This window comes from Pseudomonas sp. NPDC088368 (assembly GCF_044753445.1).
GTDB classification, from domain to species: Bacteria; Pseudomonadota; Gammaproteobacteria; order Pseudomonadales; family Pseudomonadaceae; genus Aquipseudomonas; species Aquipseudomonas bambusae.
This window is the reverse complement of record NZ_JBIVNG010000002.1, coordinates 521,506-545,399: the sequence shown is the minus strand read 5'-3', so window position 1 is coordinate 545,399 and position 23,894 is coordinate 521,506. Positions and strand designations below refer to the sequence as shown.

General features: G+C 60.8%; 23 protein-coding genes, 1 tRNA gene and 1 pseudogene. 6 read left to right on the top strand and 19 right to left on the bottom strand.

The annotated features are described in order from the left end of the window. Position 1: 1 nt before the first annotated feature. Positions 2–772, top strand: a complete 771-nt coding sequence (locus tag ACIQAL_RS05915; RefSeq protein ID WP_401143496.1) for a 3-hydroxybutyrate dehydrogenase — start codon at positions 2–4, stop codon at positions 770–772. 156 nt (positions 773–928) lie between these two features. Here ACIQAL_RS05915 and ACIQAL_RS05910 read toward each other — a convergent pair whose 3' ends face one another. Beyond that, positions 929–2,095 (bottom strand): PilT/PilU family type 4a pilus ATPase, encoded by a 1,167-nt coding sequence (locus ACIQAL_RS05910; RefSeq protein WP_166598663.1) that lies wholly within the window; start codon positions 2,093–2,095, stop codon positions 929–931. A 180-nt stretch (positions 2,096–2,275) separates the two neighbouring features. On the opposite strand from ACIQAL_RS05910, the gene ACIQAL_RS05905 reads away from it, so the two are divergent. Continuing rightward, positions 2,276–2,551, top strand: coding sequence for a peptidylprolyl isomerase (locus ACIQAL_RS05905; RefSeq protein WP_401143492.1), 276 nt, complete (start codon positions 2,276–2,278; stop codon positions 2,549–2,551). Positions 2,552–2,626: 75 nt separating this feature from the next. Here ACIQAL_RS05905 and ACIQAL_RS05900 read toward each other — a convergent pair whose 3' ends face one another. The 8 genes from ACIQAL_RS05900 to ACIQAL_RS05865 all read right to left on the bottom strand — a co-directional run bounded on the left by ACIQAL_RS05900 (position 2,627) and on the right by ACIQAL_RS05865 (position 9,202). After that, on the bottom strand, positions 2,627–3,568 hold the full coding sequence (locus ACIQAL_RS05900) for a sugar kinase (RefSeq protein ID WP_401143490.1): 942 nt from the start codon (positions 3,566–3,568) through the stop codon (positions 2,627–2,629). A 12-nt stretch (positions 3,569–3,580) separates the two neighbouring features. After that, complete coding sequence (locus ACIQAL_RS05895; RefSeq protein WP_401143487.1) at positions 3,581–4,804, bottom strand: amino acid deaminase; 1,224 nt, start codon at positions 4,802–4,804, stop codon at positions 3,581–3,583. Positions 4,805–4,846: 42 nt separating this feature from the next. Then, positions 4,847–5,611: an IclR family transcriptional regulator gene (locus ACIQAL_RS05890; protein ID WP_166598660.1), complete on the bottom strand. Its 765-nt coding sequence runs from the start codon at positions 5,609–5,611 to the stop codon at positions 4,847–4,849. Between the two features lie 137 nt (positions 5,612–5,748). Beyond that, positions 5,749–6,141 carry a RidA family protein gene (locus ACIQAL_RS05885; protein WP_166598659.1) on the bottom strand — a complete coding sequence of 131 codons (393 nt, stop codon included), beginning with the start codon at positions 6,139–6,141 and terminating at the stop codon, positions 5,749–5,751. Between the two features lie 24 nt (positions 6,142–6,165). After that, positions 6,166–6,957 (bottom strand): amino acid ABC transporter ATP-binding protein, encoded by a 792-nt coding sequence (locus ACIQAL_RS05880; RefSeq protein WP_341958237.1) that lies wholly within the window; start codon positions 6,955–6,957, stop codon positions 6,166–6,168. Further along, positions 6,954–7,616: an amino acid ABC transporter permease gene (locus ACIQAL_RS05875; RefSeq protein ID WP_341958239.1), complete on the bottom strand. Its 663-nt coding sequence runs from the start codon at positions 7,614–7,616 to the stop codon at positions 6,954–6,956. Before ACIQAL_RS05875 ends, ACIQAL_RS05880 begins: the two co-directional genes overlap by 4 nt. A 9-nt stretch (positions 7,617–7,625) precedes the next feature. After that, positions 7,626–8,288, bottom strand: coding sequence for an amino acid ABC transporter permease (locus ACIQAL_RS05870; protein WP_166598656.1), 663 nt, complete (start codon positions 8,286–8,288; stop codon positions 7,626–7,628). A gap of 65 nt (positions 8,289–8,353) precedes the next feature. After that, entirely contained in the window at positions 8,354–9,202 is an 849-nt protein-coding gene (locus ACIQAL_RS05865; RefSeq protein ID WP_401143482.1) for a transporter substrate-binding domain-containing protein, read from the bottom strand. Between the two features lie 508 nt (positions 9,203–9,710). Here ACIQAL_RS05865 and ACIQAL_RS05860 point away from each other — a divergent pair. Both ACIQAL_RS05860 and ACIQAL_RS05855 read left to right on the top strand, forming a co-directional pair. Further along, the gene (locus tag ACIQAL_RS05860) at positions 9,711–10,079 is read left to right on the top strand and encodes an NUDIX hydrolase (protein WP_401143479.1); all 369 of its coding nucleotides are present in this window, start codon (positions 9,711–9,713) and stop codon (positions 10,077–10,079) included. A 58-nt stretch (positions 10,080–10,137) separates the two neighbouring features. Beyond that, a complete protein-coding gene (locus ACIQAL_RS05855) occupies positions 10,138–11,154 on the top strand; it encodes a hypothetical protein (protein WP_401143476.1) in 1,017 nt (338 codons plus the stop codon). A gap of 36 nt (positions 11,155–11,190) precedes the next feature. Here ACIQAL_RS05855 and ACIQAL_RS05850 read toward each other — a convergent pair whose 3' ends face one another. The 6 genes from ACIQAL_RS05850 to ACIQAL_RS05825 all read right to left on the bottom strand — a co-directional run bounded on the left by ACIQAL_RS05850 (position 11,191) and on the right by ACIQAL_RS05825 (position 14,627). Next, positions 11,191–11,481, bottom strand: a complete 291-nt coding sequence (locus ACIQAL_RS05850; RefSeq protein ID WP_166598652.1) for a DUF6388 family protein — start codon at positions 11,479–11,481, stop codon at positions 11,191–11,193. Positions 11,482–11,626: 145 nt separating this feature from the next. Continuing rightward, positions 11,627–11,702 (bottom strand) — tRNA-Asn (locus ACIQAL_RS05845). A gap of 115 nt (positions 11,703–11,817) precedes the next feature. Beyond that, on the bottom strand, positions 11,818–12,522 hold the full coding sequence (locus tag ACIQAL_RS05840; RefSeq protein WP_401143473.1) for a tRNA (adenine(22)-N(1))-methyltransferase: 705 nt from the start codon (positions 12,520–12,522) through the stop codon (positions 11,818–11,820). A gap of 107 nt (positions 12,523–12,629) precedes the next feature. Then, positions 12,630–12,866 carry a hypothetical protein gene (locus tag ACIQAL_RS05835; RefSeq protein ID WP_401143470.1) on the bottom strand — a complete coding sequence of 79 codons (237 nt, stop codon included), beginning with the start codon at positions 12,864–12,866 and terminating at the stop codon, positions 12,630–12,632. A gap of 41 nt (positions 12,867–12,907) precedes the next feature. Then, positions 12,908–14,209 (bottom strand): translesion error-prone DNA polymerase V subunit UmuC, encoded by a 1,302-nt coding sequence (gene umuC, locus ACIQAL_RS05830; protein ID WP_401143467.1) that lies wholly within the window; start codon positions 14,207–14,209, stop codon positions 12,908–12,910. After that, the gene (locus ACIQAL_RS05825; protein ID WP_341958256.1) at positions 14,196–14,627 is read right to left on the bottom strand and encodes a S24 family peptidase; all 432 of its coding nucleotides are present in this window, start codon (positions 14,625–14,627) and stop codon (positions 14,196–14,198) included. The genes umuC and ACIQAL_RS05825 overlap by 14 nt, the downstream gene beginning before the upstream one ends. A 97-nt stretch (positions 14,628–14,724) precedes the next feature. On the opposite strand from ACIQAL_RS05825, the pseudogene ACIQAL_RS05820 reads away from it, so the two are divergent. Continuing rightward, positions 14,725–15,408 (top strand): annotated as a pseudogene (locus ACIQAL_RS05820) (SOS response-associated peptidase); the annotation flags it as partial. A gap of 18 nt (positions 15,409–15,426) precedes the next feature. On the opposite strand, the gene ACIQAL_RS05815 reads toward ACIQAL_RS05820, so the two are convergent. Both ACIQAL_RS05815 and ACIQAL_RS05810 read right to left on the bottom strand, forming a co-directional pair. Continuing rightward, complete coding sequence (locus ACIQAL_RS05815) at positions 15,427–16,449, bottom strand: hypothetical protein (RefSeq protein ID WP_401143465.1); 1,023 nt, start codon at positions 16,447–16,449, stop codon at positions 15,427–15,429. A 189-nt stretch (positions 16,450–16,638) separates the two neighbouring features. Beyond that, positions 16,639–17,067 (bottom strand): hypothetical protein, encoded by a 429-nt coding sequence (locus ACIQAL_RS05810; RefSeq protein ID WP_401143462.1) that lies wholly within the window; start codon positions 17,065–17,067, stop codon positions 16,639–16,641. Positions 17,068–17,558: 491 nt separating this feature from the next. On the opposite strand from ACIQAL_RS05810, the gene ACIQAL_RS05805 reads away from it, so the two are divergent. Continuing rightward, positions 17,559–19,145: an ABC-F family ATPase gene (locus ACIQAL_RS05805; RefSeq protein WP_401143460.1), complete on the top strand. Its 1,587-nt coding sequence runs from the start codon at positions 17,559–17,561 to the stop codon at positions 19,143–19,145. Positions 19,146–19,280: 135 nt separating this feature from the next. On the opposite strand, the gene ACIQAL_RS05800 is transcribed toward ACIQAL_RS05805, so the two are convergent. Both ACIQAL_RS05800 and ACIQAL_RS05795 read right to left on the bottom strand, forming a co-directional pair. Beyond that, positions 19,281–20,699, bottom strand: coding sequence for an efflux transporter outer membrane subunit (locus ACIQAL_RS05800; protein WP_401143458.1), 1,419 nt, complete (start codon positions 20,697–20,699; stop codon positions 19,281–19,283). Then, the gene (locus ACIQAL_RS05795) at positions 20,699–23,887 is read right to left on the bottom strand and encodes an efflux RND transporter permease subunit (protein ID WP_401143455.1); all 3,189 of its coding nucleotides are present in this window, start codon (positions 23,885–23,887) and stop codon (positions 20,699–20,701) included. The genes ACIQAL_RS05800 and ACIQAL_RS05795 overlap by 1 nt, the downstream gene beginning before the upstream one ends. Between the last annotated feature and the right edge of the window lie 7 nt (positions 23,888–23,894).

Below are 23,894 nucleotides of genomic sequence, written 5' to 3'. Positions count from 1 at the left end.
CATGAGTCTGCACGGTAAAACCGCACTGGTCACCGGCTCCACCAGCGGCATCGGCCTGGGCATCGCCCTCACCCTGGCGAAAGCGGGCGCCAATCTGGTGCTGAACGGCTTTGGTGACGCCTCGGCCGTGATCGACCAGGTCAAGCAGTTCGGTGGCAAGGTTGGCCATCACCCGGCGGACGTCAGCGACGTGGCGCAGATCGCCGACATGATCGCCTATGCCGAGCGTGAGTTTGGCGGCGTGGACATTCTGGTGAACAACGCCGGGATTCAACACGTCGATGCGGTGGAAGATTTCCCGGTCGAGAGCTGGGACAAAATCATTGCGATCAACCTGTCGTCGGTGTTCCACAGCACCCGTCTGTGCCTGCCCGGCATGCGCGCCAAGGGTTGGGGGCGGATCGTCAACATTGCCTCGGTACACGGGCTGGTGGGTTCGACCGGCAAGGCGGCGTACGTCGCGGCGAAGCACGGCGTGATCGGGCTGACCAAAGTGGTGGGGTTGGAGACGGCGACCAGTAACGTGACGTGCAATGCAATCTGCCCGGGCTGGGTACTGACGCCGTTGGTGCAGAAGCAGATTGATGATCGCGGCGCGGAAACGGGCGACATCGAACAGGCCAAGCATGACCTGCTGGCGGAGAAGCAGCCGTCACTGGAGTTCGTCACCCCATCTCAACTGGGCGAATTGGCACTGTTCCTGTGCAGCGAAGCCGGTGCGCAGGTGCGTGGCGCGGCGTGGAATATTGATGGGGGTTGGTTGGCGCGGTAACGACGTGCGAGTGGGTCACACTGTGGGAGCGAACTCATTCGCGAAAGGATCGGCAGGCGACACAGCTGCGTCGGATGTACCGCCTTCGCGAATAAATTCGCTCCCACAGGGATCGTGACAGTCTTGCGAAATGTGTTCGACGCTCACACCAGGACTTCAGGCGCCCGGCTCATCCCGCTCATCTACCAGCCCCCAATCCTTGACGTTTGCTTTCGCGGCGGGCTGTGGAGGCGGCGGAGGCGTCGAGATCGTGTTCGCGTCGCCCTCGGCGTGCAGTTTCAGGCGCAAACGTACGTTGTTTGCCGAGTCAGCATTTTTCAGCGCCTCTTCTTCGGTGATCGCCCCCTCCACCGCCAGGTCGAACAGCGCGTTATCAAAGGTCTGCATCCCCAGGTTCACGGATTTCTCCATGATGCCTTTGAGCTCAGTCAGTTCGTTGCGGTGGATCAGGTCGCGGATGGTTGATGTGCCGAGCATCACTTCCACGGCCGCTCGACGCTTGCCATCCGTGGTCTTGACCAGCCGCTGGGAAACGAACGCCTTGAGGTTGTTGCCCAGGTCATGAAGCAACTGCGGGCGTCGTTCTTCGGGGAAGAAGTTGATGATGCGGTCCAGCGCCTGGTTGGCGTTGTTGGCGTGCAGGGTCGAAATCGCCAAATGCCCGGTGTCGGCAAACGCCAGCGCATGCTCCATGGTTTCCCGGTCGCGGATTTCGCCGATCAGGATCACGTCTGGCGCCTGACGCAGGGTGTTCTTCAGGGCGGCGTGAAAGCTGCGGGTGTCGACCCCGACTTCCCGCTGATTGATGATCGAGCGCTTGTGTTTGTGGATGAACTCCACCGGGTCTTCAATGGTAATGATGTGCCCGCTGGCGTGCCGGTTGCGGTGGTCGATCAGCGCGGCCAGCGAGGTGGATTTGCCCGAGCCCGTGGCTCCGACGAACAGCACCAGCCCGTGCTTTTCCATGACCACGTCGAGCAGGATCGGTGGCAGGTGCAGGTCTTCGAATTTCGGGATGTCGAGCTTGATGTTCCGCGCCACGATGGACACTTCGTTGCGCTGTTTGAAGATGTTGATCCGGAACCGTCCGACGCCTGACAAGGAGAACGCCAGGTTCATCTCCAGCTCACGCTCGAAGTCCAGACGCTGCTCGGCGTCCATGATCCCGTCGGCAATCAGCGCGACGTCGCCGGGTTTGAACGCCTCAGTGCCCAATGGCTTGAGGACGCCATTGAATTTCGCGCAGGGCGGCGCACCGGTAGACAGGTAGAGATCCGATCCATCCTGGGTGGCCAAAACCTTCAACAACGCCGGAAAATCCATAAATCACACCGCACATAAAGGTTTAAGAAGACTGCAGGTCGACATTAAGTGCGACCATCGACCCGTACCAACGTTCGCTTGAAGGCCGCGCAACGCTCGTCCGACCAAGTGAAGGAAATTACCTGAAATTCTGTGACAAAGGCATAATGCGCGGCTTTTTTATCGAGGGGTTCATTCCGCATGAAGGCTCAAGCCCGCCATATTCTGGTCAAGACGGCCGAAGAGGCCGAACAGTTGAAGCAGCGCATCGCCAAGGGTGAGGCATTCGACGTGCTGGCGAAGAAATATTCCACGTGTCCGTCAGGCAAGCGCGGCGGGGATCTGGGAGAGGTTCGGCCGGGGCAGATGGTCGGAGCAATTGATCAGCTGATCTTCAAAAAGCCGCTGCGCACGGTGCACGGGCCGGTGAAGAGCAAGTTCGGCTATCACCTGGTGCAGGTGTTTTATCGGGATTAAGGCGGATGCCGGGTTAAGCAATTCCCGTAGAAGCTCACGAGCCGCGCGAGCTCCCACAGGAATCGTGTAGGTGATTCAGACCGGCATCACGCTCCGTGGAATCACTGCCCCCGGATGCTGAATCACCAGCCCCGCCAAGCGATGCCCGGCGTCCGCTGCCTCTTCCGGGCTGCCGCCACGCAGACGTTTCGCGAGGTACGCTGCGCTGAATGAATCCCCCGCCGCCGTGGTGTCCACGACCTTCCGCACCGCATGCGCCGACACCTCATAACGCCGCTCGCCCGCACGCACTAGACAGCTTTGCGCACCCCGCTTGATCACCACTTCGGTCACACCCAGTCCGCGATAGGCGTCCATGATCTGCTCGCTGTCGGTGTAGCCGAACAATGCCTGTTCGTCGTCCTCAGTGAGCAAGGCAACGTCCACTTCATGCATCACGGTCCGATACGCCTGTCGCGCCTGATCCACGCTACGCCACAGCCGCGGCCGGTAGTTGTTGTCGAACACCACCCGTGCGCCGCGATCACGGGCATCGCCGAGGCTCGACAGCAACCGCGCACGGCCCACCTCCCCCAGCACCGCCAGGGTGATGCCACTGAAATACAGCACGTCGTATTCCGGCAGCGCTTCCAGAATCGGGTCGGCCGATGGCGTTGTGAAGCACTCGCGCACCGCCGCTTCGTTGCGCCAGTACAGGAAACGCCGCTCGCCGTTGGCGTCGGTCTGAATGCAATACAACCCCGGCAAGCGGCCCGGCAGACGCTGGACCCGGCTCAAGCCGATGCCTTCGTCCGCCCAGATGCCGCACATGGCGTCGCTGAAGCTGTCATCGCCCAGTGCCGTGACGTAATCCACCTGCGCCGCCGAACCCAACAGGCGCGACAGATACACGGCCGTGTTCAAGGTGTCGCCGCCGAAGCTCTGCTTGAGCGCACCGTCGGCGTGCTGTTGCAGCTCGATCATGCATTCGCCAATCAAGGCGACGCGGGGATGACTGTGGCTGACCAGTTCGCTCATCACAGGCTCCCGTCAGAAAAAGGTTTCGAAGGTTTCGATGACACTCAAGTCGTCGCCCACCAGACAGCCGGCGCGCCACTTGTCGAAGGTCAGGCAAGGGTGCGAGGTGCCGAAGGAAATGATGTCGCCGATCTTCAGCTCGACGCCTGGCGCGACGGTCATGAATGCGTGCTGGTCCATCACGGCAGTGACCTTGCAGGCACTGACGTCATCGCCTTGCGCGGGCACCACGCCCGGTGCGTAGCGTTTGATCGGGTTGGGCATGCCAGCGTCGAACGCCACGTCACGCTTGCCCAGCGCAATCACGGCAAGCCCCGGCTCCGGCATCGATTGCACGTGGGCCCAGACTTCCAGGGCCGGTTGCAGGCCTTCGCTCAGGTCGTGGCGGCGGTCCAGCACGCAGCATTGGGCTTCTTTATAAATGCCGTGGTCGTGCACCACATAGCTGCCAGGGCGCAAAACAGCGAGGAAGCGGTCGCGCACCTGCTGTTTGTCGAACTCTTCGGCGATCAGGTCGTACCAGGCCGAACCCGAAGCGGTGACGATTGGGCGATCCAGCGCGAACGCACCTTTGTCTTGCAGGGTTACCGCCAGACGCACCAGCGAGGCGGCAAATGCGCGAATACCGGCGATGGCCTTGTCGCCATGAATCACGCCCTCATAGCCTTCAATGCCAGTGAGCTTGAGTGCCGGTTGCGCGGCAATCGCGTCGGCCAGGGCCATGACTTCTTCTTCACTGCGGCACCCGCAACGGCCGCCGACCACGCCGTATTCAATCATCACGTTGAGGTGCAGGCCTCTGGCAGCAAAGAACTCGCCGAGGGCTTTGACGTTGTCCGGATGATCGACCATGCAATGGAAGTCGAACATCGAGTCGCTGAGCATCTCTGCGATGATCGCCATGTTCGGCGCGCCCACCAGTTGGTTGGCCATCAGCACCCGGCGCACGCCGTGGGCGTAGGCTGCACGAGTCTGGGTGGCGGTGGCCAGGGTCATGCCCCAGGCGCCGTGCTGCAGCTGACGCTGAAACAGCGCGGGAACCATGCTGGTCTTGCCGTGGGGGGCCAGCTCGGCGCCGCTGTCACTGACGAATCTCTGCATCCAGCGCAGGTTGTGTTCCAGCGCTTTATCGTGGATGACCAGCGCGGGCAGGCTGACGTCGCGAACCAGCTGGTCGCCCGGGTTGGCGGCGCCTTTCTCGACGACGGCGTCCTTGTTTATGGTGGCAGTGGTCATGTTTGTTCTCCGGAATTCTTGTGTGTGTGAAAGGACGAACCGTCAGTCGTTGACCCGGCGGGCCAGGCCGTTTGCGCTGTCGATCAGCACGCGTCGGTAGTCGTCGTAATGCGCGGTCGCGTCGGCCCGTGGCGCGACGATGCACAGGGTGGCGATGCAAATGCCCTGCTTGTCCTTGACCGGCGCGGCGAAGCAATGGGTAAACGTGTCGGCGATGCTGTTGAAGGAAAAGAAGCCTTCTGCATGGGCCTTGCGGATTTCCGCGAGGAAGGTCTCCAGCGGCAGTCGCGTGCCGTCCGGCAGGATGAAATCCTCGGGGTCGATCAGGTCGGTGATCGCCTGATCGCTCAGGTGGCCCAGCAGCAGGCGGCCCGAGGCGGTCCACGGGATGGGCGCGTCTTCGCCGATGTCCGAGGAAATGCGGAAATGCCGGGCGCCCTCTTTCATCAGCGCGACGGTGTATTTGCGGCCGTTGAGCAGGCACATCTGCGCGGTTTCACGGGTCTGGTCGACGATCTCGCCCAGGCTGGTTTCGGCCTCGCGGGTGAAGTCGAAATGCCGCAAATGCGCCTGCCCGAGAAAGTACAGCTGACGCCCCAGATAGACGTGGCCGTCCTTGCCGACGTTTTCCAGAATCCGCCGCTCCAGCAGGGACGCGACCAACTCATAGACCGTCGATTTCGGGCTGCCGATGCCGCTGGCAATTTCGTTCGGACGCAGGGGCGTGCCCGTTTCCTTGAGGAAATCGAGAATATCGAACGCCCGGTCCAGACCACGGGCCCGGCGTTTGATGGTGTCTTCGGTCATAAGAGCGGTTCCGAGCTGAGCGGCGGGGGTGCACAGCACACCGCACGCCTGTAAAAAGAGGCGCCAGTTTCAAGCTGCAAGCGCCGAGCTGCAAGTGGCGCAACGACGCGCTCAGCTTGCCGCTTGAAGCTCACCGCTTATAGCTGCTTCTTCTTGTACGCAATGCAGTCGATCTCGACCTTGCAGTCGACCATCATGTTGGCCTGTACGCACGCGCGAGCCGGGGCGTGTTCGGGTTTGAAGTATTCGCCGAACACCTTGTTGAAGCTCCAGAAATCCCGTGGGTCTTCCAGCCACACGCCGACGCGCACGACATCTTCCAGACCGTAACCGGCCTCTTCCAGAATCGCCACCAGGTTCTGCATCGTCTTGTGGGTCTGCTCGACGATGCCGCCGTTGATAATTTCGCCATTCTCGGCGGGCACCTGACCGGACACGTGCAGCCAGCCATCAGCCTCTACAGCGCGGGCGAAAGGACGTGGCTGGCCGCCACCTGCGGTGCTGCCTGCGCCGTAACGAGTAATGCTCATGAAATATCTCCTTCGGTTGAGCGTTTAAAAACGGATGTTCTTGAGGAATTCTGCCAGACGCGCCGATTTCGGCTGCTCGAACAGGGCTTTGGGAGGGCCTTGTTCCTCGATGCGGCCCTGATTCATGAAAACGATTTGGTCGGACACTTCATAGGCGAAGCGCATTTCGTGGGTCACGAGCAGCATGGTCATGCCCTCTTCGGCCAAGCCCTTGATCACGCTGAGCACTTCGCCGACCAGTTCAGGGTCCAGCGCCGAGGTCACTTCGTCGAACAGCATCAGGCTCGGGTTCATGGCGATGGCGCGGGCGATGGCCACACGCTGTTGCTGACCGCCGGACAATTGCCCCGGATAGTGATTGCGACGCTCCAGCAACCCCACCCGCTCCAGCCATTTTTCGGCCAGCGCAACGGCCTGATCCTTGGGCAGCTTCTTCACTTTCAACAGGCCCAGGGTGACGTTCTGCAACGCCGTGAGGTGCGGAAAAAGGTTGAATTGCTGGAACGCCATGCCAGTCATGGCACGGTGCTGGGCGATGACTTTTTCAGGGTGGCGCACGCGCTTGCCGTTCACGTCGCTGTAGCCGATGTCCTGGCCTTCAAGGCGAATGTGCCCACCCTGAAACTCTTCCAGCAGGTTCACGCAACGCAGCAGCGTGGTTTTGCCCGAGCCGCTGGAGCCGATCAGGGTCACCACGTTGCCCTTGTTCATTTTCAGGTCCACGCCCTTGAGCACCTCAACGGGGCCGTAGGATTTGTGCAGCCCTTCGATGCTCAGCAGAGCCGGGGCGGCGGTCGCGGTTTGAGTCTGTGTCATGGCAAGGCCACCCGTTTTTCGATTTGCCGCCCGAGAAGCTCGATGGCGTAGTTGATGACGAAGAAAAGGAATCCGGCGAACAGGTAAAACTCAAGGGTCATGAAGTTGCGGGCGATCACCTGTTGCGTGCTGAGCAACAGCTCCGCCACGCCAATCACCGACAGCAACGTAGAGGCCTTGACGATTTCGGTGGACGAGTTGACCCAGGTCGGCAGGATCTGGCGCAGGGCCTGAGGCAGCAGCACGTAGCTCAGCGATTGGCTGAACGTCAGGCCAATGGCCTTGCCCGCTTCCAGTTGCCCGCGAGGAATCGCCTGAAGCGCGCCGCGCACGATTTCCGCGACGTGGGAGCCGCAGAACAGCGTCAGGCCCAGTGCCCCGGCGTTGAAGGCGGTGATCTGCCAGCCCATGGCCGGTGCCATATAAAAGCAGGCCAGCACCAGCACGAAGACCGGCGTGCCGCGAATCAGATCGACGTAGGCGCGAAACGGCAAGCGTGCCCACCATTTGCCGTAGGTCAGGATCAGACCGGCGAACACGCCAATCACGGTGCCGCAGATGATGGCAAGGCCCGCGCACTGCACGCTGGTCAGAAAGCCGTTCCACAGGGCTTCGCGGGCGATCCACAGTTCATGCAGCCAGGTCGGTTGTTCGTACATGTCGGCCTCCTAGCGGCGAATCGCCAAGCGCTGTTCGAGGTAGCGCAAGAGCATGGCGATGAGGTAACAGGCCGCGACATACAACGCCGTGGTCACCATCCAGGTTTCGATCACCCGGTAGCTCTCGACGTTGATCTTGCGCGCGTAATAGGTCAGTTCCGGCACAGCGATGGCGGCTGCCAGCGAAGTGTCCTTGAACAGCGAAATGAAGTTGTTCGACAGCGCCGGCAGCACGTTGCGCAGCATCACCGGCACGATGATGTACGCCCTCACCTGCCATTCGCCCAAGCCAATCGCCAATCCCGCTTCGCGCTGGCCTTTATGAATGCTCAACAACCCGGCGCGAAACACTTCGGTCAGGTACGCCCCGGCGTACAGCGACAGGGTGACGATGAACGAAGGGATCTTGTCCAGGCGAATCCCCAGGCTTGGCAAAGCGAAGTAGATCAGCAGGATCAGCACCAGAATCGGCGTGTTGCGGATCACCGTGACGTACACCGACGACACCACCCGCAGCGCGCGGTATTTCGACAACATCGCAAACGCCGCCATCAGGCCAATCACGCAGCCGATGGCGATGGAGATCAGGGCCAGCTCAAGGCCCAGACCCAATCCCGCCAGCAGGCTGGGGAAATCCCGCCAGACTGCCGCAAAATTCAACTGATAATTCATGGTCAGGAGTACCTGGGACAGGAAGGCGCCATGGCCTCCCCTGCCCCGTCAATTGCCGGTTGCGTTTACTTGTATTCCATCGGGAAACCGATTGCCGGGCTCGGCAGATCGACGCCGAACCACTTCTTGAAGGATTCCGCGTAGGCCGGGAATTCCACGCCGGTCATGGCTTCATGCAGCGCGGTGTTGACGAAGTTCAGCCAGTCCTGATCGCCACGTTTGACAGCACAGGCGTAGGTCTGCGGGCTCCAGGCAAAGGCTGGCGAGCGATAACGGCCAGGGTTCTGCACCATCAGGTATTTGACCGAAGACTGGTCGGTGGCTGCGGTGTCGGCGCGACCGGAGTTGATGGCCTGGTACATCAGGTCAACGCTGTCGTATTGATCGACCTTCGCTTTGGGCAGCGCCTGGTGCACCAGTTCTTCGGCGTACACGTTCTGCAGCACGGCCACGGTCACGCCATCGCCCGCGGCTTTCAGGTCGTCGATTTCCTTGTACTTGCTGTTGGCTGGCAGCAGTAGCGCCACGCCTTCGCGGTAGTACGGCAGGGTAAACGCCACCTGTTGCGCCCGGCTGGCGGTGACGGTGATGAACTGGCAGCTCATGTCCACTTTGTCGGTGAGCAGGTTGGGAATCCGCGCATCGGAAGACTGCACCACGAACTCGACTTTGCTCGGGTCATTGAACAGACCCTTGGCGACGATGCGCGCAATGTCGATATCAAACCCCTGCAATTTGCCGTCCGCGCCCTGAAAGTGCCACGGGGCATTGGTGCTGCCGGTGCCGACGACCAGATGGCCACGTTGCAGCACGCTGTCGAGCTTGCTGTCAGCCGCTTGCGCGGTGGTCGCCAGTGTCGCCGTCGCTGCCAGGACGAATGCACAAGCTTTCAGAAAAGAAGGTCCGCGATGCATGTGATGAACTCCGCCGAGAAAGTATTGATTCCGCTATACCGGAACCGTGTATGTAACAACGGAATGAACAGCAGAAAGTGTGCCACAGAACCCTGATGAAATCCCAGTGGCAAAAAAGCAACGAATATCAAAGGGCTAGCAATGCGTGTCGAAGCGGAGAAAGTGAAGGGACGTAGCCTTGCGCGCTACCGATCACCCCAAGTGCTGTGTATCCAGGCCCCACGTGCGTGCACGCCGCGCCACAACCGTGCACTGAAGGCGCAACATCACGCCGCACGCTTGAATAAGGTGGGGGGCAATAAAAACGTAACGGGATTGCAGCCTTAGACTCGCGGCGTTTAGCTACGCTCCACAGCATCCAGGACGGACCTGCCCCTACCCGCCTGACAGATCAGGGGAACATTGGCACCGTAAGTGCTTCGAAGCTGTATATGAAGCTTTTATGACAACCACGTGACCAAGCGTCCATGGGACGCATCTCACCGGTTGTGCGGTGGAGGAACAGCCAATGAAAGAACGCGCCACAGTCATTTGCCGACGGGAAGATCAGATCCTGTACGTGCGTAAACCCAACGCCCGCTGGACGCTGCCCGGTGGCAAGGTCGAAGCCAATGAATCCCCGGCTCAGGCTGCCGTGCGTGAGTTGCGCGAAGAAACCGGGCTCATCCTCAATGAACTCTCCTACGTCAGCCGTTTCGAAGGTGGAAGCGTGTTGCATCACGTGTTCGAAGTCTCGGTGACCTTTATGGCCACCCCGACACCTAAAAACGAAATTGCCGATTGCAAGTGGTTCACCGCCAAGCAGCTCAATGCGCTGAAGGTCAATCCCTCGGTGAAGTCCATCGTCAAAGCTTTCCTGAGCGATGCGATTCCCTAGCCTCCGCTGGCAATCGTGCCCCTGACCGAGCCGCGAGGCTTCGGAAGGAGTCATGACCATGTCACTCGATCCCATTTTTCTCGTCGGCGGTTCAGGCGTCGTTGGCCGCCAGACTGCTCGCTGGTTGCGCGAACGACGTCCTGAGCTCCCCCTGTTGATCGGCGGCCGTAACCCCGTAACCGCCGCCGAGGTCGCGACGCTTGTGGGCGGCGCGCACCCTGTGGTGGTCGATTTAGCGACATCGGGCCTTGGCTTGGCGCAAGGGCAACGTGTCAGCGCGGTGGTGATGCTGGCACCGGATGACGGGCTTCATGGCCTGAAACTTGCGCAAGGACAGGGCGTTCCGTACCTCACTATCGTCAATGGTGTGGTGGAAGTCGGCCCCGAGCTGGCTTTTTTCGCCCACCACCCAAGCCAGGCGCCGATCATCTTTGCCAGCCACTGGCTGGGCGGCGCGGCCACATTTCTGGCGATAGACGCCGCGCGGCGCTTCGACACCGTGACCTCGATCCGGCTCGGCTCGATCATCGATGATCAAGACCTCGCAGGCCCCACCGCGCTGGAAGACATGGAGCGCGTTCACGACACCGCCCCCGCCGCGCTGGCCATCGCCAACGGGCGCCGCACCTGGCTGATCAATGACGCCACCGACGGGACGTTTCGGACCATTGATGGGCGAACACTGGACGCCAAGGCGTTCTCGACCTTCGACACCGCCAGCCTTTACGCCCTCACCGGCGCGCCGGACATTCGCTTCGACCTGGCGACAGGCGCCTCGTCGAGCCGGCTTGGCGGCGGCCGCCCCGCGGCTGAAATCGTGGTCGAGGTGGAAGGCGAAAAGGCGGGCCAAGCGCTGCATGCCCGCTCGACCCTATCATTCGAGGAAGGCCTGGCATCGCTGACCGGGCTGTGTGTCGCGTTGCTGCTTTCCCCCGCGTCGGGTCAGAGTGGGCGCCCGCTTCCAACGACGGGCGTCCTGCTGCCGGAGTTCCTGTGGGAGGCCGACGCCTTTCTGGATCAACTGTCTCGATCGGGCGTGGTATTGACCCGGCAGGATCCCCGCCCTGCCGGCTGATGCCCGGTAGGGCAGTGATTCATGGGCTAGCGCTTTTCAGGCATTCAGCGTCTGGGTTTGCTGGCGCAACTCATGCCGACGCTCTTCTCGCATCGCCTCCAATTCCGCTGGCGACCGGGCCAGGAATCGAAGCGCAAAGTCATAAGGGTTGGTGCCGTGGTCCTCGACTGCGTTCAGATACGCGGTCTGCGCGTGCTGCTGACGGCGCTCTTCCACATACAGCCCGCCCGGATGCTGACTCAGGCTCGCCAGCTCTCGCTGCAGTTTCTCGTTGCGATGGATAAAGATTTCAAGCGCCTTGGCGACGCGTTGATCGTTGAAGGGCATGGGTTTCTCTCCTTGATTTGCCTGCGACCGTATCGGCCGCCTTCCTGAAATGTTGCGCGCAGTTCGTCGCTTTTCCGTTTTCGCGACACAAAACCCGCACACACAAAAAAGGCCAGCGATACGCTGGCCTTTTCGATGTTTCGTATGGCTCCACGACCTGGACTCGAACCAGGGACCCAGTGATTAACAGTCACTTGCTCTACCAACTGAGCTATCGCGGAATGCGAGCTATCTTACTGATTGAAAAAGAGAAGTCAAGCGAGCGGATAAAAAAATCTTCTATTCCACCGCCGTCCAGTGCAACTCCCTTTTCCTACACTTCGTGGCGGAATGGACCTACGACGACTCCGCGAGCAACGCCGTGATCCAGGTCACCTGACGCTCAAGCTCCTGCACCTTTTCAGCGGGTAAGGCCTGTCTCGCCCGAGCAAGGTTGAGTAATGTCCGCTGTTTGAGATTAAGAAGGCGCTCCCATTTAGCCAGAAACGCGGCGCTACGGGCCTGCATCAGCAAGGGACCGAAGAACAGTTCTTCCTCGCGATACGCCACCGGGCCACTCCGTTCCGCCACGATGATTTCGTAGTCGAACCGGTTCTCCCGCAACACCTCTTCGCTGAGAATCCGGTAGTCGTGCTCCATCAACCATCGACGCAGAGGTTGCTCGCCGCCGTTGGGTTGCAGGATCAGACGCTCTTCACCGGTCAATCGCGACTGGCCGCTCTCCAGAATGTCGCGAATCGTCTCCCCGCCCATGCCGCACAGGCTGACAGCAGTGATGCGGTCGTGGGCTTCGATAGCCTGCAGGCCATCGGCTCGGCGCACGATGATCCGTTCGCTGAAATCGTTTTCACGCACCGTACGCGTCGCGGCCTGAAACGGCGTCAACGCCACCTCACCCGCTACGGCGAATTGGATCAGGCCACGACGCATCAGCGCCACCGGCAGATAAGCATGGTCCGAGCCGATATCAGCCAGCCGCGCGCCTGTCGGCACATGCGCCGCCACGCGCTCAAGGCGCTCGGACAATGTCTGTTCGTTCAATGTCGGCCTGCTTCGTACGTACTTCCGGCCCCCATGAGCCGGATTGGGGCGCGATTGTGTCGGGTGTGACGTTGTATTTCAAATGCAGACGCTGGTGACGCCGTGAATCAGTCTGCCCCGTCAACGACATGGATGTCTCTCAACCCTACGCGTGCAGCCTGCCCGATAATCTCGTCAGGCGACGCCTCACCGTTGGGCATGAACAGGCTGTTTTCAGCGTAGCCGAAATGCAGTTGAAGCAGATGCATCGCGGCCTCATGGACCGGCAGACGGGCCTGTTTGAGCTCGAACCGATGGGTCCGGGCCTCGTCGCTGAAAACATATTGAACCGTGTAAATACGCATAGATGAGCCCTCGTAAAGAAAGAATCGGCGAACATCCTGACTTAATAGTCAGTTTTTAGTTCAGCCTTATTCCCGACTTTCCACAACTCATCGAGCTTGGTCGTGTAGCTCTGACTCATCATTTCCCGCCGCATGGCCCACCCCGGGTCCTGCGGAACACTGGCGCAGCGCAACGTGCCCCTGCCCCATCGGCCGTTGATGGCATCCAGCACTTCCATCACCTTGCTCGCGGTTGCCGGTTGCGGGGCGGCGAACAGGTCGTCGGTAAACTCCCCCGGCTGCCGCAGGTCCATCAGCAACACTTCGGCCTTGCTGTAGCGATACCCTGGCCGAAACAGGCGATTGACCGCTTCGGTCGCCGCCTTGCTCATCAGGCGCACGTCATTGGTGGGATAGGGCAATTCCACCAGCGCGGCATTGGCGTAGCGGACCTCATCGGGGTTGAACATGCCCGTGCGGATGCTGACCCGAATCTTCTTGCACAAGGAATTCTGAGCACGCAGCTTTTCCGCCGCTCGCTGGGTGTAAGCGGCCACGGCTTGCTGGATCGACTCGATGTCGGTGACCCGGTCACCGAACATGCGGCTGCAGCAGATTTCCTGCCGGGGCGCTTCGGTTTCCTCCAGCGCCAGGCATGACGTTCCAGCCAGCTCCCGGGCGGTCTTTTCGATCACCACGCTGAATGTCTGTCGCAGCATCCAGTAATCGGCCCGCGCCAGGTCCATGGCCGTCTGGATACCTATCGCGTTCAAGTGCGCCTTCATTCGCTTGCCGATGCCCCAGACCTCGCCGACATCGCTGGTGCGCAGCACCTTGTCCCTCAACGACGGGTCGCACATGTCGAACACGCCTTCGTTACGTCCCACACGCTTCTTGGCCACATGATTCGCCAGCTTGGCCAGCGTCTTGGTGCGCGCAATTCCGATTCCCACCGGCAGGCTGGTGCGCTTGAGAATTGCCTCGCGAATCTCACGGCCAAATGCCGTCAGGTCGCCGGGGATGCCGGTCAGGTCGGCGAACGCCTCGTCGATGCTATACACCTCAAGGGCGGGCACCTTCGACTCGATGATGGTCATCACCCGCTCGCTCATGTCGCCGTACAGCGCGTAATTGCTGCTGAATGCCACCACCCCGTGACGCCGCAGTTCGTCCCTTATCTTGAAATACGGCGCGGCCATCTGCACGAACGGCTTGGCGTCATAACTGCGCGCGATCACACAGCCGTCGTTGTTCGACAGCACCACAATCGGCGTCTTGACCAGATCGGTGCGAAACACCCGCTCGCAGCTGGCGTAAAAGCTGTTGCAGTCGATCAGCGCGAAAACCGGCTCAGGCTTTGCCATGGGCGCGAATGCTGTGCTTGACGACACCCCAGATCATCAGGTCATCGCTTTCCAGCACGCGACGAGGCGGATAACTCGGGTTTTCCGACTTCAGCATGACGTCCGCCCCGCGCATGTGCAGGCGCTTGCACACGGCTTCGGTATTGAGCGACGCCACCACGATGTCACCGTGTTCGGCGTAAAGGCTTCGGTCGACGATCACCAGGTCGCCGCAGAAAATCCCGGCACCCTGCATGCTGTCGCCTTCGATCCTGACCAGATAGACGTGGGGCGCACGGATGTCGAACAGCTCGTCCAGCGACAGGTGTTTTTCAATGTGATCGGCCGCAGGCGACGGGAATCCCGCAGCGGCATGGGAAGAAAAATAGGGCAAGCGTTCGCCGCCAGCCTTCAACGGACCCAGTACGGTAAGACTCATGATGTGTGCCTTGTTTGAATAACTGTATGCATATACAGTTAACGCCGTGACCGAGCTTTTGGTCAATCTCACGACACAACATTTCGACGGGTGACACATGTGCGGGCGATATTCGATTTACGAGTCGATGGATCACTACCTCAAGGAGCTGGCGCCCACGCAGTTGGTGATCAATGGCTACGACCTCTGGCCCATCGAACGCTACAACGTTGCGCCGACCAGCCGGGTCGAAATCATTCGGGCCACCAATGACGGGCTGAAAGTGGACAAGGTGCGCTGGGGATGGTCGCCGTCGTGGGCCAAAGGCAAACGGCCCGATCCGTTCAATGCCCGGATCGAAACGGTTTTGGAGGGTACATTCTTCAACACGCTGTGGCCGAAACGGCGCGTGCTGGTGCCCGCCAATGGCTGGTTTGAATGGGTGAAGGATGCACAAAACCCGAAAACCAGACAGCCCTTTTTAATCCGGCTGAAAAACTCGGCGCCGCTGTTCTTTGCCGGTCTGGCGGACGTCGAAGAAGGCCCGAACGCCGATGAATACAACGGTTTCGTGATCCTTACTACCGCCAGCGATCCAGGCATGATGGCCTTGCACGACAGACGCCCTGTCGTGTTGACACCGGAGCATGCACGGGAATGGATCGACCCGGCGACCTCCAGCGAACGGGCCGAACAGCTCGCCCGAGAAAGCTGCCGCTCGACCGACGACCTGACATGGGACGCCGTCAGCAAGGACGTCGGGCGCTCGGACGCTCAAGGCCCGCACCTGATCAAACCGCTTGGGAAATGGCCACCTGCTTCATACGACGTCCCCAGCCACAGGCGGGACGCCAACCAGCTCGACTTTGTGTTCGATGACGGTGCCCATGTCATTGGTCGCGAAAATCACACTGCCGTGGCTCAAGCCTTCACGGACGTCACCCTTGAACAGGATTTCGAAGCTGCGCCCCTGCGCATCAACGTCCAACGAGCGAAGTGAGGTCTGATTTCCTGCCGCATTGACGCTGAGCTTCAAGGTGCCGTGATGGCCGTCGCCCAGACCGCTAAACCCCAGCAGCGACAAGTCGACCAGATCACCGTCGGCGGCGTTGAAGTCAGTGACGACATCGCGGTTGCGCACATCGGTGCCATCGACGCGGTAGCTGTCCTCTGCATGGGCAAAAAAGAAGATGTCCGCGCCGCTGCCGCCGGTCAGCGTGTCGCCGTCTTCCCCACCGTCGATGCGGTCATCGCCGCCCGCACCATTGAGGGTGTCGCGCCCTATGTCACCGAACAGGGTCTCCTGCCCCGCGTCAGTGCCGGTTAACGTGTCGTCAAAACGGTCGCGGGCTTCGAGGTTCCAGAAATTGGCGTTGGTCAGGCTCGTGCGGTAGTCGCCTTGCAGCGCCACCTGAAAATACTTGAGGTCCTCGCCGGGAATGAACGGGTGTTCGTAGCTTCTCAGGTAAGTGCGGTCGAGGGTCTCGTTGTAAACCACGTCGACTTTTCCGCCGTACCCCTGCCCTATGCCGTCCAGCCCCAACGTCGTCAGATCGAGCATGTCATGCGCGGGATCGAAGCCCACGATCAGGTCACTGTGGCCACCCGTGCTGTCGACGTAGCTGTCGCTTTCGGTGACGTACCGAAACGTATCGCTTTGGCTGCCGGCCACCAAACGGTCCTGCCCTTCGCCGCCGACCAGCACGCTGACACCCTCACCGCTACCTGCGGTGAGCACGTCGTTGCCCGCATTGCCGAACAACATGTTGTTCCCGTCCCCGCCCGTGATCGCATCACTCTTGGCAGTGCCGTACCAATCGGTTCGTTGGACTGATGAAGTCATCCTGGCTTCCCCTCGATCAATGTGATTGAGGGGGCAAGGGTAGAAAATGACAGGGATATCGCCAGAAGGAATGGACGAATGGTGCCCACGAAACGAAGGGCGACCCAGTACAAACGAGGCTCGCCTGCGCTGATTTGATGCCCTCGCAGGGATATCAAATGCTCCCTCTTTCCCTTTACAGAGGGCAGATCACGCGTCTGATGGGGTAACGCGATTCAACTCGGCAGACACCTTGTCCGGCAGCGAAAACATCGCGCCCGTGACCGGATCGATGATGAACAACCCGATCACGCCACCGACCAGGATGTTTCCCCAATACCAACCGTCGATGCCTGAATCCAGCACCTGCGTGCTTGGGGCGTAACCGTCCTTGCGAAACGCCACTTTGTACGTTTCACCGTCGAAATAGCCCGCGCCAGCGTCCAGGGTCACTTGAGCCGGGGTCTGCCCCTGCATCACGCGAAATCCGTTTTGATCAATGATCTCGTAAGACGCGCCCGGCGGGTTCGACTGGATCGACACCGGGTACCGAGACTCGCTGACGATGCTCGCGCAACCGGTGGCAGTTATCGCGGCAACGACGGTCAGGGCGAGTTTGAAAGGTGTGGCGAAAGGCATTAAGCAGCTCCATGGCTCGATGAATGTCGGGCCGGAGTCTAGTGAGATCACCCCCGCAAATCTGCGCGCAAAGCCGATAAATACGGGGCTCTACGACTAATCCCTACAAATCGGAATCGGCGTTTGGGTTACCCCGCGCGAGCGCTTTCTCATCTTCTTGTAGGAATGATGAGTTATCGACAGAAAGGTCCGTTTGAACCGCTGCCCGCTGAGAAGGACAGGGCCCGATTGATCACCACAGGATTTTCGACCGGCCATAGGTCCGCCATACAACTGTCGTCCGACTTATGCGACAATGCGCGCCAATTCCGGTCTGAATCCCGCGTTCAATTCCCCAGCAGCTCTGCCCACCCGCGCAGACGTTGCTGTTTACGTATGCGTGTTGAGTCGACTCCCTCCGTGATCAGCGCGTGACGGGAGCGACCGGCATGGGTCGAACTCTGGTCCAAGACCCAAACCAGTAACCTGTAACTCCTTGATAGGTAAACGCTTTGATTTCCACAGCTAACATCACGATGCAGTTCGGCGCCAAGCCACTGTTCGAGAACGTTTCGGTCAAATTCAACAACGGCAATCGCTATGGCCTCATCGGCGCCAACGGCTGTGGCAAATCCACGTTCATGAAGATCCTCGGTGGCGATCTGGACCCATCGGGCGGTCAGGTGATGCTTGAGCCGAACGTGCGTCTGGGTAAATTGCGTCAGGATCAGTTTGCCTATGAAGAATTCACGGTCATCGACACCGTGATCATGGGGCACGAGGAGCTGTGGAAGGTCAAGGCCGAGCGCGACCGCATTTATTCGCTGCCGGAAATGAGCGAAGACGACGGCATGGCTGTGGCCGAGCTGGAAACCGAGTTCGCCGAGATGGATGGCTACACCGCCGAGTCCCGTGCCGGTGAGCTGTTGCTGGGTCTGGGCATTCCGCTGGAACAGCACTTCGGCCCGATGACCGAAGTCGCGCCGGGCTGGAAGCTGCGGGTGTTGCTGGCGCAGGCGCTGTTCTCCGATCCGGAAGTGCTGCTGCTCGACGAACCGACGAACCACCTGGACATCAACACGATCCGCTGGCTGGAAACGATTCTGACGGCGCGTAACAGCACCATGATCATCATTTCCCACGACCGTCACTTCCTGAACAGCGTGTGCACCCACATGGCTGACCTGGACTACGGTGAGTTGCGTCTGTTCCCGGGCAACTACGACGAGTACATGACCGCCGCGACCCAGTCCCGCGAGCAGTTGCTGTCGGACAACGCCAAGAAGAAAGCCCAGATCGCCGAATTGCAGACCTTCGTCAGCCGCTTCTCGGCCAACGCCTCGAAAGCCAAGCAGGCCACCTCCCGCGCCAAGCAGATCGACAAGATCCAGCTGGCCGAGGTCAAGCCGTCGAGCCGAGTCAGCCCGTTCATCCGTTTCGAGCAGACCAAAAAGCTGCACCGTCAGGCCGTGACCATCGAGCACATGTCCAAGGGCTTCGACGGCAAGACGCTGTTCAAGAACTTCAGCTTCACCGTCGAAGCCGGCGAGCGCGTCGCGATCATCGGCCCGAACGGTATCGGCAAGACCACCCTGCTGCGCACGCTGATGGGTGAGCTGACCCCGGACGCCGGTTCGGTGAAGTGGACCGAAAGCGCTGAGTTGGGCTACTACGCGCAGGACCACGCCCATGACTTCGAAGACGATGTCAGCCTGTTCGACTGGATGGGTCAGTGGACGTCGGGCGAGCAGATCATCCGTGGCACCCTGGGCCGGATGCTGTTCTCCAACGACGAGATCCTCAAGTCGGTCAAGGTCATCTCCGGTGGTGAGCAAGGGCGCATGCTGTTCGGCAAGCTGATCCTGCAAAAGCCGAACGTACTGGTGATGGACGAACCGACCAACCACCTGGACATGGAATCCATCGAAGCGCTCAACCTGGCGCTGGAGAACTACCCGGGCACGTTGGTGTTCGTCAGCCACGACCGCGAGTTCGTGTCCTCCCTGGCCACGCGCATCATTGAGCTGAGCCCGAACGGCGTGACCGACTTCAGCGGCACGTACGACGATTACCTGCGCAGTCAGGGCGTCGTGTTCTAAACTGCCCAGCGTGATCCAAAGCCCTGTCCACGTGACAGGGCTTTTTTGTGGGCGGCAAAAATCCCGAGGAAGACGCCGTTACCTCTGACGTCTCCTACAGGGTTGATGGGGAGAACAGACAGGCCGTGCCCAACGTTATTTCTGCGCCACCTGAGGACTCTCGGTGGCATCCCAACCGCCGCCCAGTGCCTTGTAGATCGCCACGATTCCTCGGTACTGATCGGTTTCGCCCTGGGCCTGTGCGTCTTCGGCCGTCAGTCGTTCGCGTTGCGCGTCGAGCAGCACCAGGTAATCGGCGGTGCCTTCGCGGTACTGAATCGCGGCGAGGTCTGCGGCCTTGCGGCTGGAGTCGCTTTGACGGACCAGTGACAGCAACCGTTGTTGGCGCTTGCTGTAATCGCTGAAGGCATTGTCCGATTCTTCCAGCGCCAGCAACACGGTCTGCTCGTAGGTCGCCATCGCGCCTTCGGCGTTGGCCTTGGCCCCGCGCAACCGAGCCCTGACGCTGCCCAGGTCGAACGCCGCCCAGCTGATTTGCGGCCCCAACCCCCACGCTTGCGCCGCCGACGACCCGATCTGCGAACCACGGGCAGCCGTGAAACCGAGGAAGCCGCTCAGGCTCACCCGGGGAAACAGATCCGCCGTGGCCACGCCGACGTTGGCCGTGGCCGCTGCCAGTTGCCGCTCTGCGCTGCGCACATCGCTGCGCCGTTGCAGCAGTTGAGCGGGGTCGCCAATGGGCAAATTCTTCGAGATGGCGGGCAGGTCTTTCGGCTGCAAATCCACGCTCAACTGGTCAGGGCGCTCCCCGAGCAAGGTCGCGATGCGATTGCGCTGATGCACCTGTTCGGCCTGCAACGCGGGAATCGTCGCTTCCACCGCCGCCAGTCGTGCGTCGGAGCGGACCACGTCGATTTCGTTGCCCAGGCCTTCGTCTCGCAACTGCGCCGTCACGCCTCGGGAATCCTGCTGATTCTTCAGGTTGTCCCGGGCAATGCGCTCACGCAGTTGCGCGCCTCTCAGTTGACCGTAAGCGTCGGCCAGTTCGGCGATCATGCTCACTTTCAGCTGTTCAAGATCGGCCAGCGCCGCGTCCTGTTGCGCCGTACTCGCTTCCAGTTCGCGCTGGATACGCCCGAACAAGTCAATCTCCCAAGCCATGTCCAGGCCCAGGTCATAACGCTCGATGTTGACACGGTGCTCGGTCTGGCCCGGCACTTGCGCCCGGCCAAGGTCGCTGCTGGCATGGCTGGTGACCACCGGCAGCGCGTCGTTGCTGATGTCGTCGCGAATCGCCCGGGCGGATTTCCAGCGGGCAAAAGCCACGCGCAAATCCCGGTTACCTTGCAGCGAACGACTGACCAGTTGATTAAGGGTCGGGTCGTCGAATTGCTGCCACCAGACGCTTTCGAAATGGCTGCGGTCGTACTGGCCGACTTGCGCCGACGTCACGTTGGCGGCCGCCGTTTCAGGCGTCTTGTAATCCGGGCCGACCGCACAGGCCGCCAGCGCCAGAACCAACAGGCTTGGCATAAACAGTTTCAAGGTTTTCATCAATGGGCCTCCGGTTTCAGCGAGCGCACGGCATGAGGCCGGGCCGCCTTGCGCGCTTTGCCACGCTCGACGAAGTTACGAATCAGGACGAAGAACACCGGGGTCAGCAGCAGCCCGAAGAAGGTCACGCCGAGCATGCCGGAGAACACCGCGACGCCCATGGCATGGCGCATTTCCGAACCCGCGCCCGTGGAGGTCACCAGCGGAATAACGCCCATGATGAATGCGAACGAGGTCATCAGAATCGGCCGCAGACGCATGCGGCAGGCTTCCAGCACGGCGTCCAGCGGCGAAAGCCCTTCATCCTGTTTGTCCTTGGCGAACTCGACGATGAGGATCGCGTTCTTACACGCAAGGCCCACCAGTACGATCAGGCCAATCTGCGTGAAGATGTTGTTGTCGCTCCCGGCGATGATCACCCCGGCAATGGCCGACAGCAGCGTCATGGGCACGATCAAAATCACCGCCAGCGGCAGGCTCCAGCTTTCGTATTGAGCGGCCAGCACAAGGAACGCCAGCAGCACGCAAAGCGGGAAGACGAACAGCGCGGTATTGCCCGAGAGGATTTGCTGATAAGTCAGGTCGGTCCACTCGTACGTCATGCCGTGGGGCAGTTCCTCGGCCAACAGTTTTTCCATCGCCGCCTGGGCCTGGCCCGAGCTGTAACCCGGTGCGGGGCCGCCGTTGATTTCGGCGGTGATGAAGCCGTTGTAGTGCATCACGCGGTCTGGTCCCGACACGTCGCTGACCTTAACGAAGGTCGCCAGCGGGATCATCTCGCCTTTGTCGTTGCGGACCTTCAACTGGCCGATTTGCTCAGGGTCCTGACGGAATTGTTGTTCGCCCTGAACGTTGACTTGATAGGTGCGGCCAAAGCGGTTGAAGTCGTTGGCGTACAGCGAACCGAGGTACACCTGCAGCGTGTCGAAAATGTCGCTGATCGCCACGCCGTGGGTCTTGGCTTTTTCCCGGTCAATGGCGGCGTCCACTTGGGGCACGTTCACGGTGTAACTGGTGAACAGGTTGGCCAGTTCCGGGATGCTGCGGCTCTTGCCGATGATGTTCATCGTCTCTTTGTAGAGCTCTTCGTAGCCCAGGTTGCCCCGGTCTTCGATTTGCAGGCGGAACCCGCCAATCGTGCCGAGGCCCATGACTGGCGGCGGTGGGAACACGGCCGTGTAGGCTTCCTGAATCCCGGCGAATTTGTGGTTCAGCGAACCGGCGATGGCGCCAGCGGACATGCTTGCGTCTTTACGCTCGTCGAACGCACTCAGGCCAATGAACACCACGCCGTTGTTGGGGCTGTTGGTGAAGCCGTTGATCGACAGGCCGGGGAACGCCACCGCGCTGTCGAAGCCCGGTTCCTTCATGGCGATGTCGCCCATGCGCTTGATCACGTCTTCGGTGCGGTCGAGGCTCGCGGCGTCCGGCAGCTGGGCGAAGGTCACCAGGTATTTCTTGTCTTGGGTCGGGACGAAGCCGGTCGGTGTCGTGGAAAAACCGAGGTAGGTCAGCGCGATCAGCCCGGCGTACACCACCAGCGCGACGCCACTCAGGCGCACCACCCGTTTGACGGTGCCGACGTAGCCGTGGCTGGCCTTCTCGAAGACCCGGTTGAATGGCCGAAACAGCCAGCCGAACAGCGAGTCCAGCACCCGCGAGAAGCGGTCTTTCGGCGCGTCGTGGCTTTTGAGCAACACGGCGGCCAACGCAGGCGACAGAGTCAACGAGTTGAAAGCCGAGATCACCGTCGAGATGGCAATGGTCAATGCGAATTGCTTGTAGAACTGCCCCGTCAGGCCGGAAATGAACGCCGCCGGGACGAACACTGCGCACAGCACCAGCGCCGTGGCGATGATCGGGCCGGTCACTTCGCCCATGGCCTTTTTGGTCGCGGACACAGGGTCCAGACCGAGTTCGATGTTTCGCTCGACGTTCTCCACCACCACGATGGCGTCGTCCACCACGATGCCAATGGCGAGGACCAGCCCGAACAGCGACAGCGCATTGAGCGAGAAGCCGAACGTGTGCATCACGGCGAAGGTGCCGATCAGCGACACCGGCACGGCCACCAGCGGAATGATCGAGGCGCGCCAGGTTTGCAGAAACAGGATCACCACCAGCACGACCAGAATCAGCGCTTCGAACAGCGTGTGCACCACCGCTTCGATGGAGCTGCGCACGAAGATCGTCGGGTCATAGACGATGCTGTAGTCCATGCCTTCGGGGAAGCTTTTCTTCAGCTCGGCCATCTTCGCGCGAACCTGATTCGACACGTCGATAGCGTTGGAACCGGGGCGCTGGAAGATCGGCATTGCCACTGCCTGTTCGTTATTCAAGCGGGAACGCAGCGCGTAGGCACTGGAGCCCAGCTCGACCCGGGCGATGTCTTTCAGGCGTGTGATTTCGCCATTGGCACCGGCGCGGATCACCACGTTCTCGAACTCTTCTTCGGTGACCAGACGGCCTTGGGTGTTGATCGACATCTGAAAGCTGGTGGCGCTCGGCGACGGCGGCGCCCCCAGTTGCCCGGCCGCGACCTGACGGTTCTGCTCACGAATCGCGTTGACCACGTCGGTGGCGGTCAGGTTGCGCGAGGCGGTCTTGTTCGGGTCCAGCCAGACCCGCAGCGAATACTCGCCGAGACCCCAGACCTGCGCATCCCCTACCCCGTTCAACCGCGCCAGTTCGTCCTTGACGTTCAGCGTCGCGTAGTTGGACAGGTAAAGCATGTCATAGCGTTTGTCCGGCGAAGTCAGGTGCACCAACAACGTCAGCTCCGGGGACGCCTTGTCCACCGTGATACCGATGCGTGTCACCTCTTCTGGCAATTTTGGCTCGGTGCGGGTCACGCGGTTCTGCACCTGCACCTGCGCGTTGTCCAGGTCGGTGCCCAGCGCAAAGGTGATAGTCAGGGTCAGCTTGCCGTCCGCCGTGGATTGCGAGGACATGTACAGCATGTTCTCGACGCCGGTGATCGCCTGCTCCAGCGGTGCGGCCACGGTTTCACCGATGACCTTGGGGTTGGCGCCGGGGAAGTTGGCTTTGACCACCACAGTGGGCGGCACGACTTCGGGGTATTCGCTGATCGGTAACTGGAACAGCGAGATCGCACCCGCGATCAGGATCAGCAGCGACAGCACCGCTGCGAAGATCGGGCGCTGAATGAAGAATTGGGAGAATTTCATCGTCGTC

Coding starts and splice junctions, on each gene's coding strand:
- ACIQAL_RS05835 (WP_401143470.1), bottom strand. CDS start 12,866: ATGCGTATTTACACGGTTCAATATGTTTTCAGCGACGAGGCCCGGACC.
- ACIQAL_RS05895 (WP_401143487.1), bottom strand. CDS start 4,804: ATGACCACTGCCACCATAAACAAGGACGCCGTCGTCGAGAAAGGCGCC.
- ACIQAL_RS05885 (WP_166598659.1), bottom strand. CDS start 6,141: ATGAGCATTACTCGTTACGGCGCAGGCAGCACCGCAGGTGGCGGCCAG.
- ACIQAL_RS05880 (WP_341958237.1), bottom strand. CDS start 6,957: ATGACACAGACTCAAACCGCGACCGCCGCCCCGGCTCTGCTGAGCATC.
- ACIQAL_RS05860 (WP_401143479.1), top strand. CDS start 9,711: ATGAAAGAACGCGCCACAGTCATTTGCCGACGGGAAGATCAGATCCTG.
- ACIQAL_RS05900 (WP_401143490.1), bottom strand. CDS start 3,568: ATGAGCGAACTGGTCAGCCACAGTCATCCCCGCGTCGCCTTGATTGGC.
- ACIQAL_RS05850 (WP_166598652.1), bottom strand. CDS start 11,481: ATGCCCTTCAACGATCAACGCGTCGCCAAGGCGCTTGAAATCTTTATC.
- ACIQAL_RS05825 (WP_341958256.1), bottom strand. CDS start 14,627: ATGAGTCTTACCGTACTGGGTCCGTTGAAGGCTGGCGGCGAACGCTTG.
- ACIQAL_RS05815 (WP_401143465.1), bottom strand. CDS start 16,449: ATGACTTCATCAGTCCAACGAACCGATTGGTACGGCACTGCCAAGAGT.
- ACIQAL_RS05870 (WP_166598656.1), bottom strand. CDS start 8,288: ATGAATTATCAGTTGAATTTTGCGGCAGTCTGGCGGGATTTCCCCAGC.
- ACIQAL_RS05795 (WP_401143455.1), bottom strand. CDS start 23,887: ATGAAATTCTCCCAATTCTTCATTCAGCGCCCGATCTTCGCAGCGGTG.
- ACIQAL_RS05915 (WP_401143496.1), top strand. CDS start 2: ATGAGTCTGCACGGTAAAACCGCACTGGTCACCGGCTCCACCAGCGGC.
- ACIQAL_RS05890 (WP_166598660.1), bottom strand. CDS start 5,611: ATGACCGAAGACACCATCAAACGCCGGGCCCGTGGTCTGGACCGGGCG.
- ACIQAL_RS05865 (WP_401143482.1), bottom strand. CDS start 9,202: ATGCATCGCGGACCTTCTTTTCTGAAAGCTTGTGCATTCGTCCTGGCA.
- ACIQAL_RS05800 (WP_401143458.1), bottom strand. CDS start 20,699: ATGAAAACCTTGAAACTGTTTATGCCAAGCCTGTTGGTTCTGGCGCTG.
- ACIQAL_RS05910 (WP_166598663.1), bottom strand. CDS start 2,095: ATGGATTTTCCGGCGTTGTTGAAGGTTTTGGCCACCCAGGATGGATCG.
- ACIQAL_RS05855 (WP_401143476.1), top strand. CDS start 10,138: ATGTCACTCGATCCCATTTTTCTCGTCGGCGGTTCAGGCGTCGTTGGC.
- ACIQAL_RS05810 (WP_401143462.1), bottom strand. CDS start 17,067: ATGCCTTTCGCCACACCTTTCAAACTCGCCCTGACCGTCGTTGCCGCG.
- umuC (WP_401143467.1), bottom strand. CDS start 14,209: ATGGCAAAGCCTGAGCCGGTTTTCGCGCTGATCGACTGCAACAGCTTT.
- ACIQAL_RS05905 (WP_401143492.1), top strand. CDS start 2,276: ATGAAGGCTCAAGCCCGCCATATTCTGGTCAAGACGGCCGAAGAGGCC.
- ACIQAL_RS05875 (WP_341958239.1), bottom strand. CDS start 7,616: ATGTACGAACAACCGACCTGGCTGCATGAACTGTGGATCGCCCGCGAA.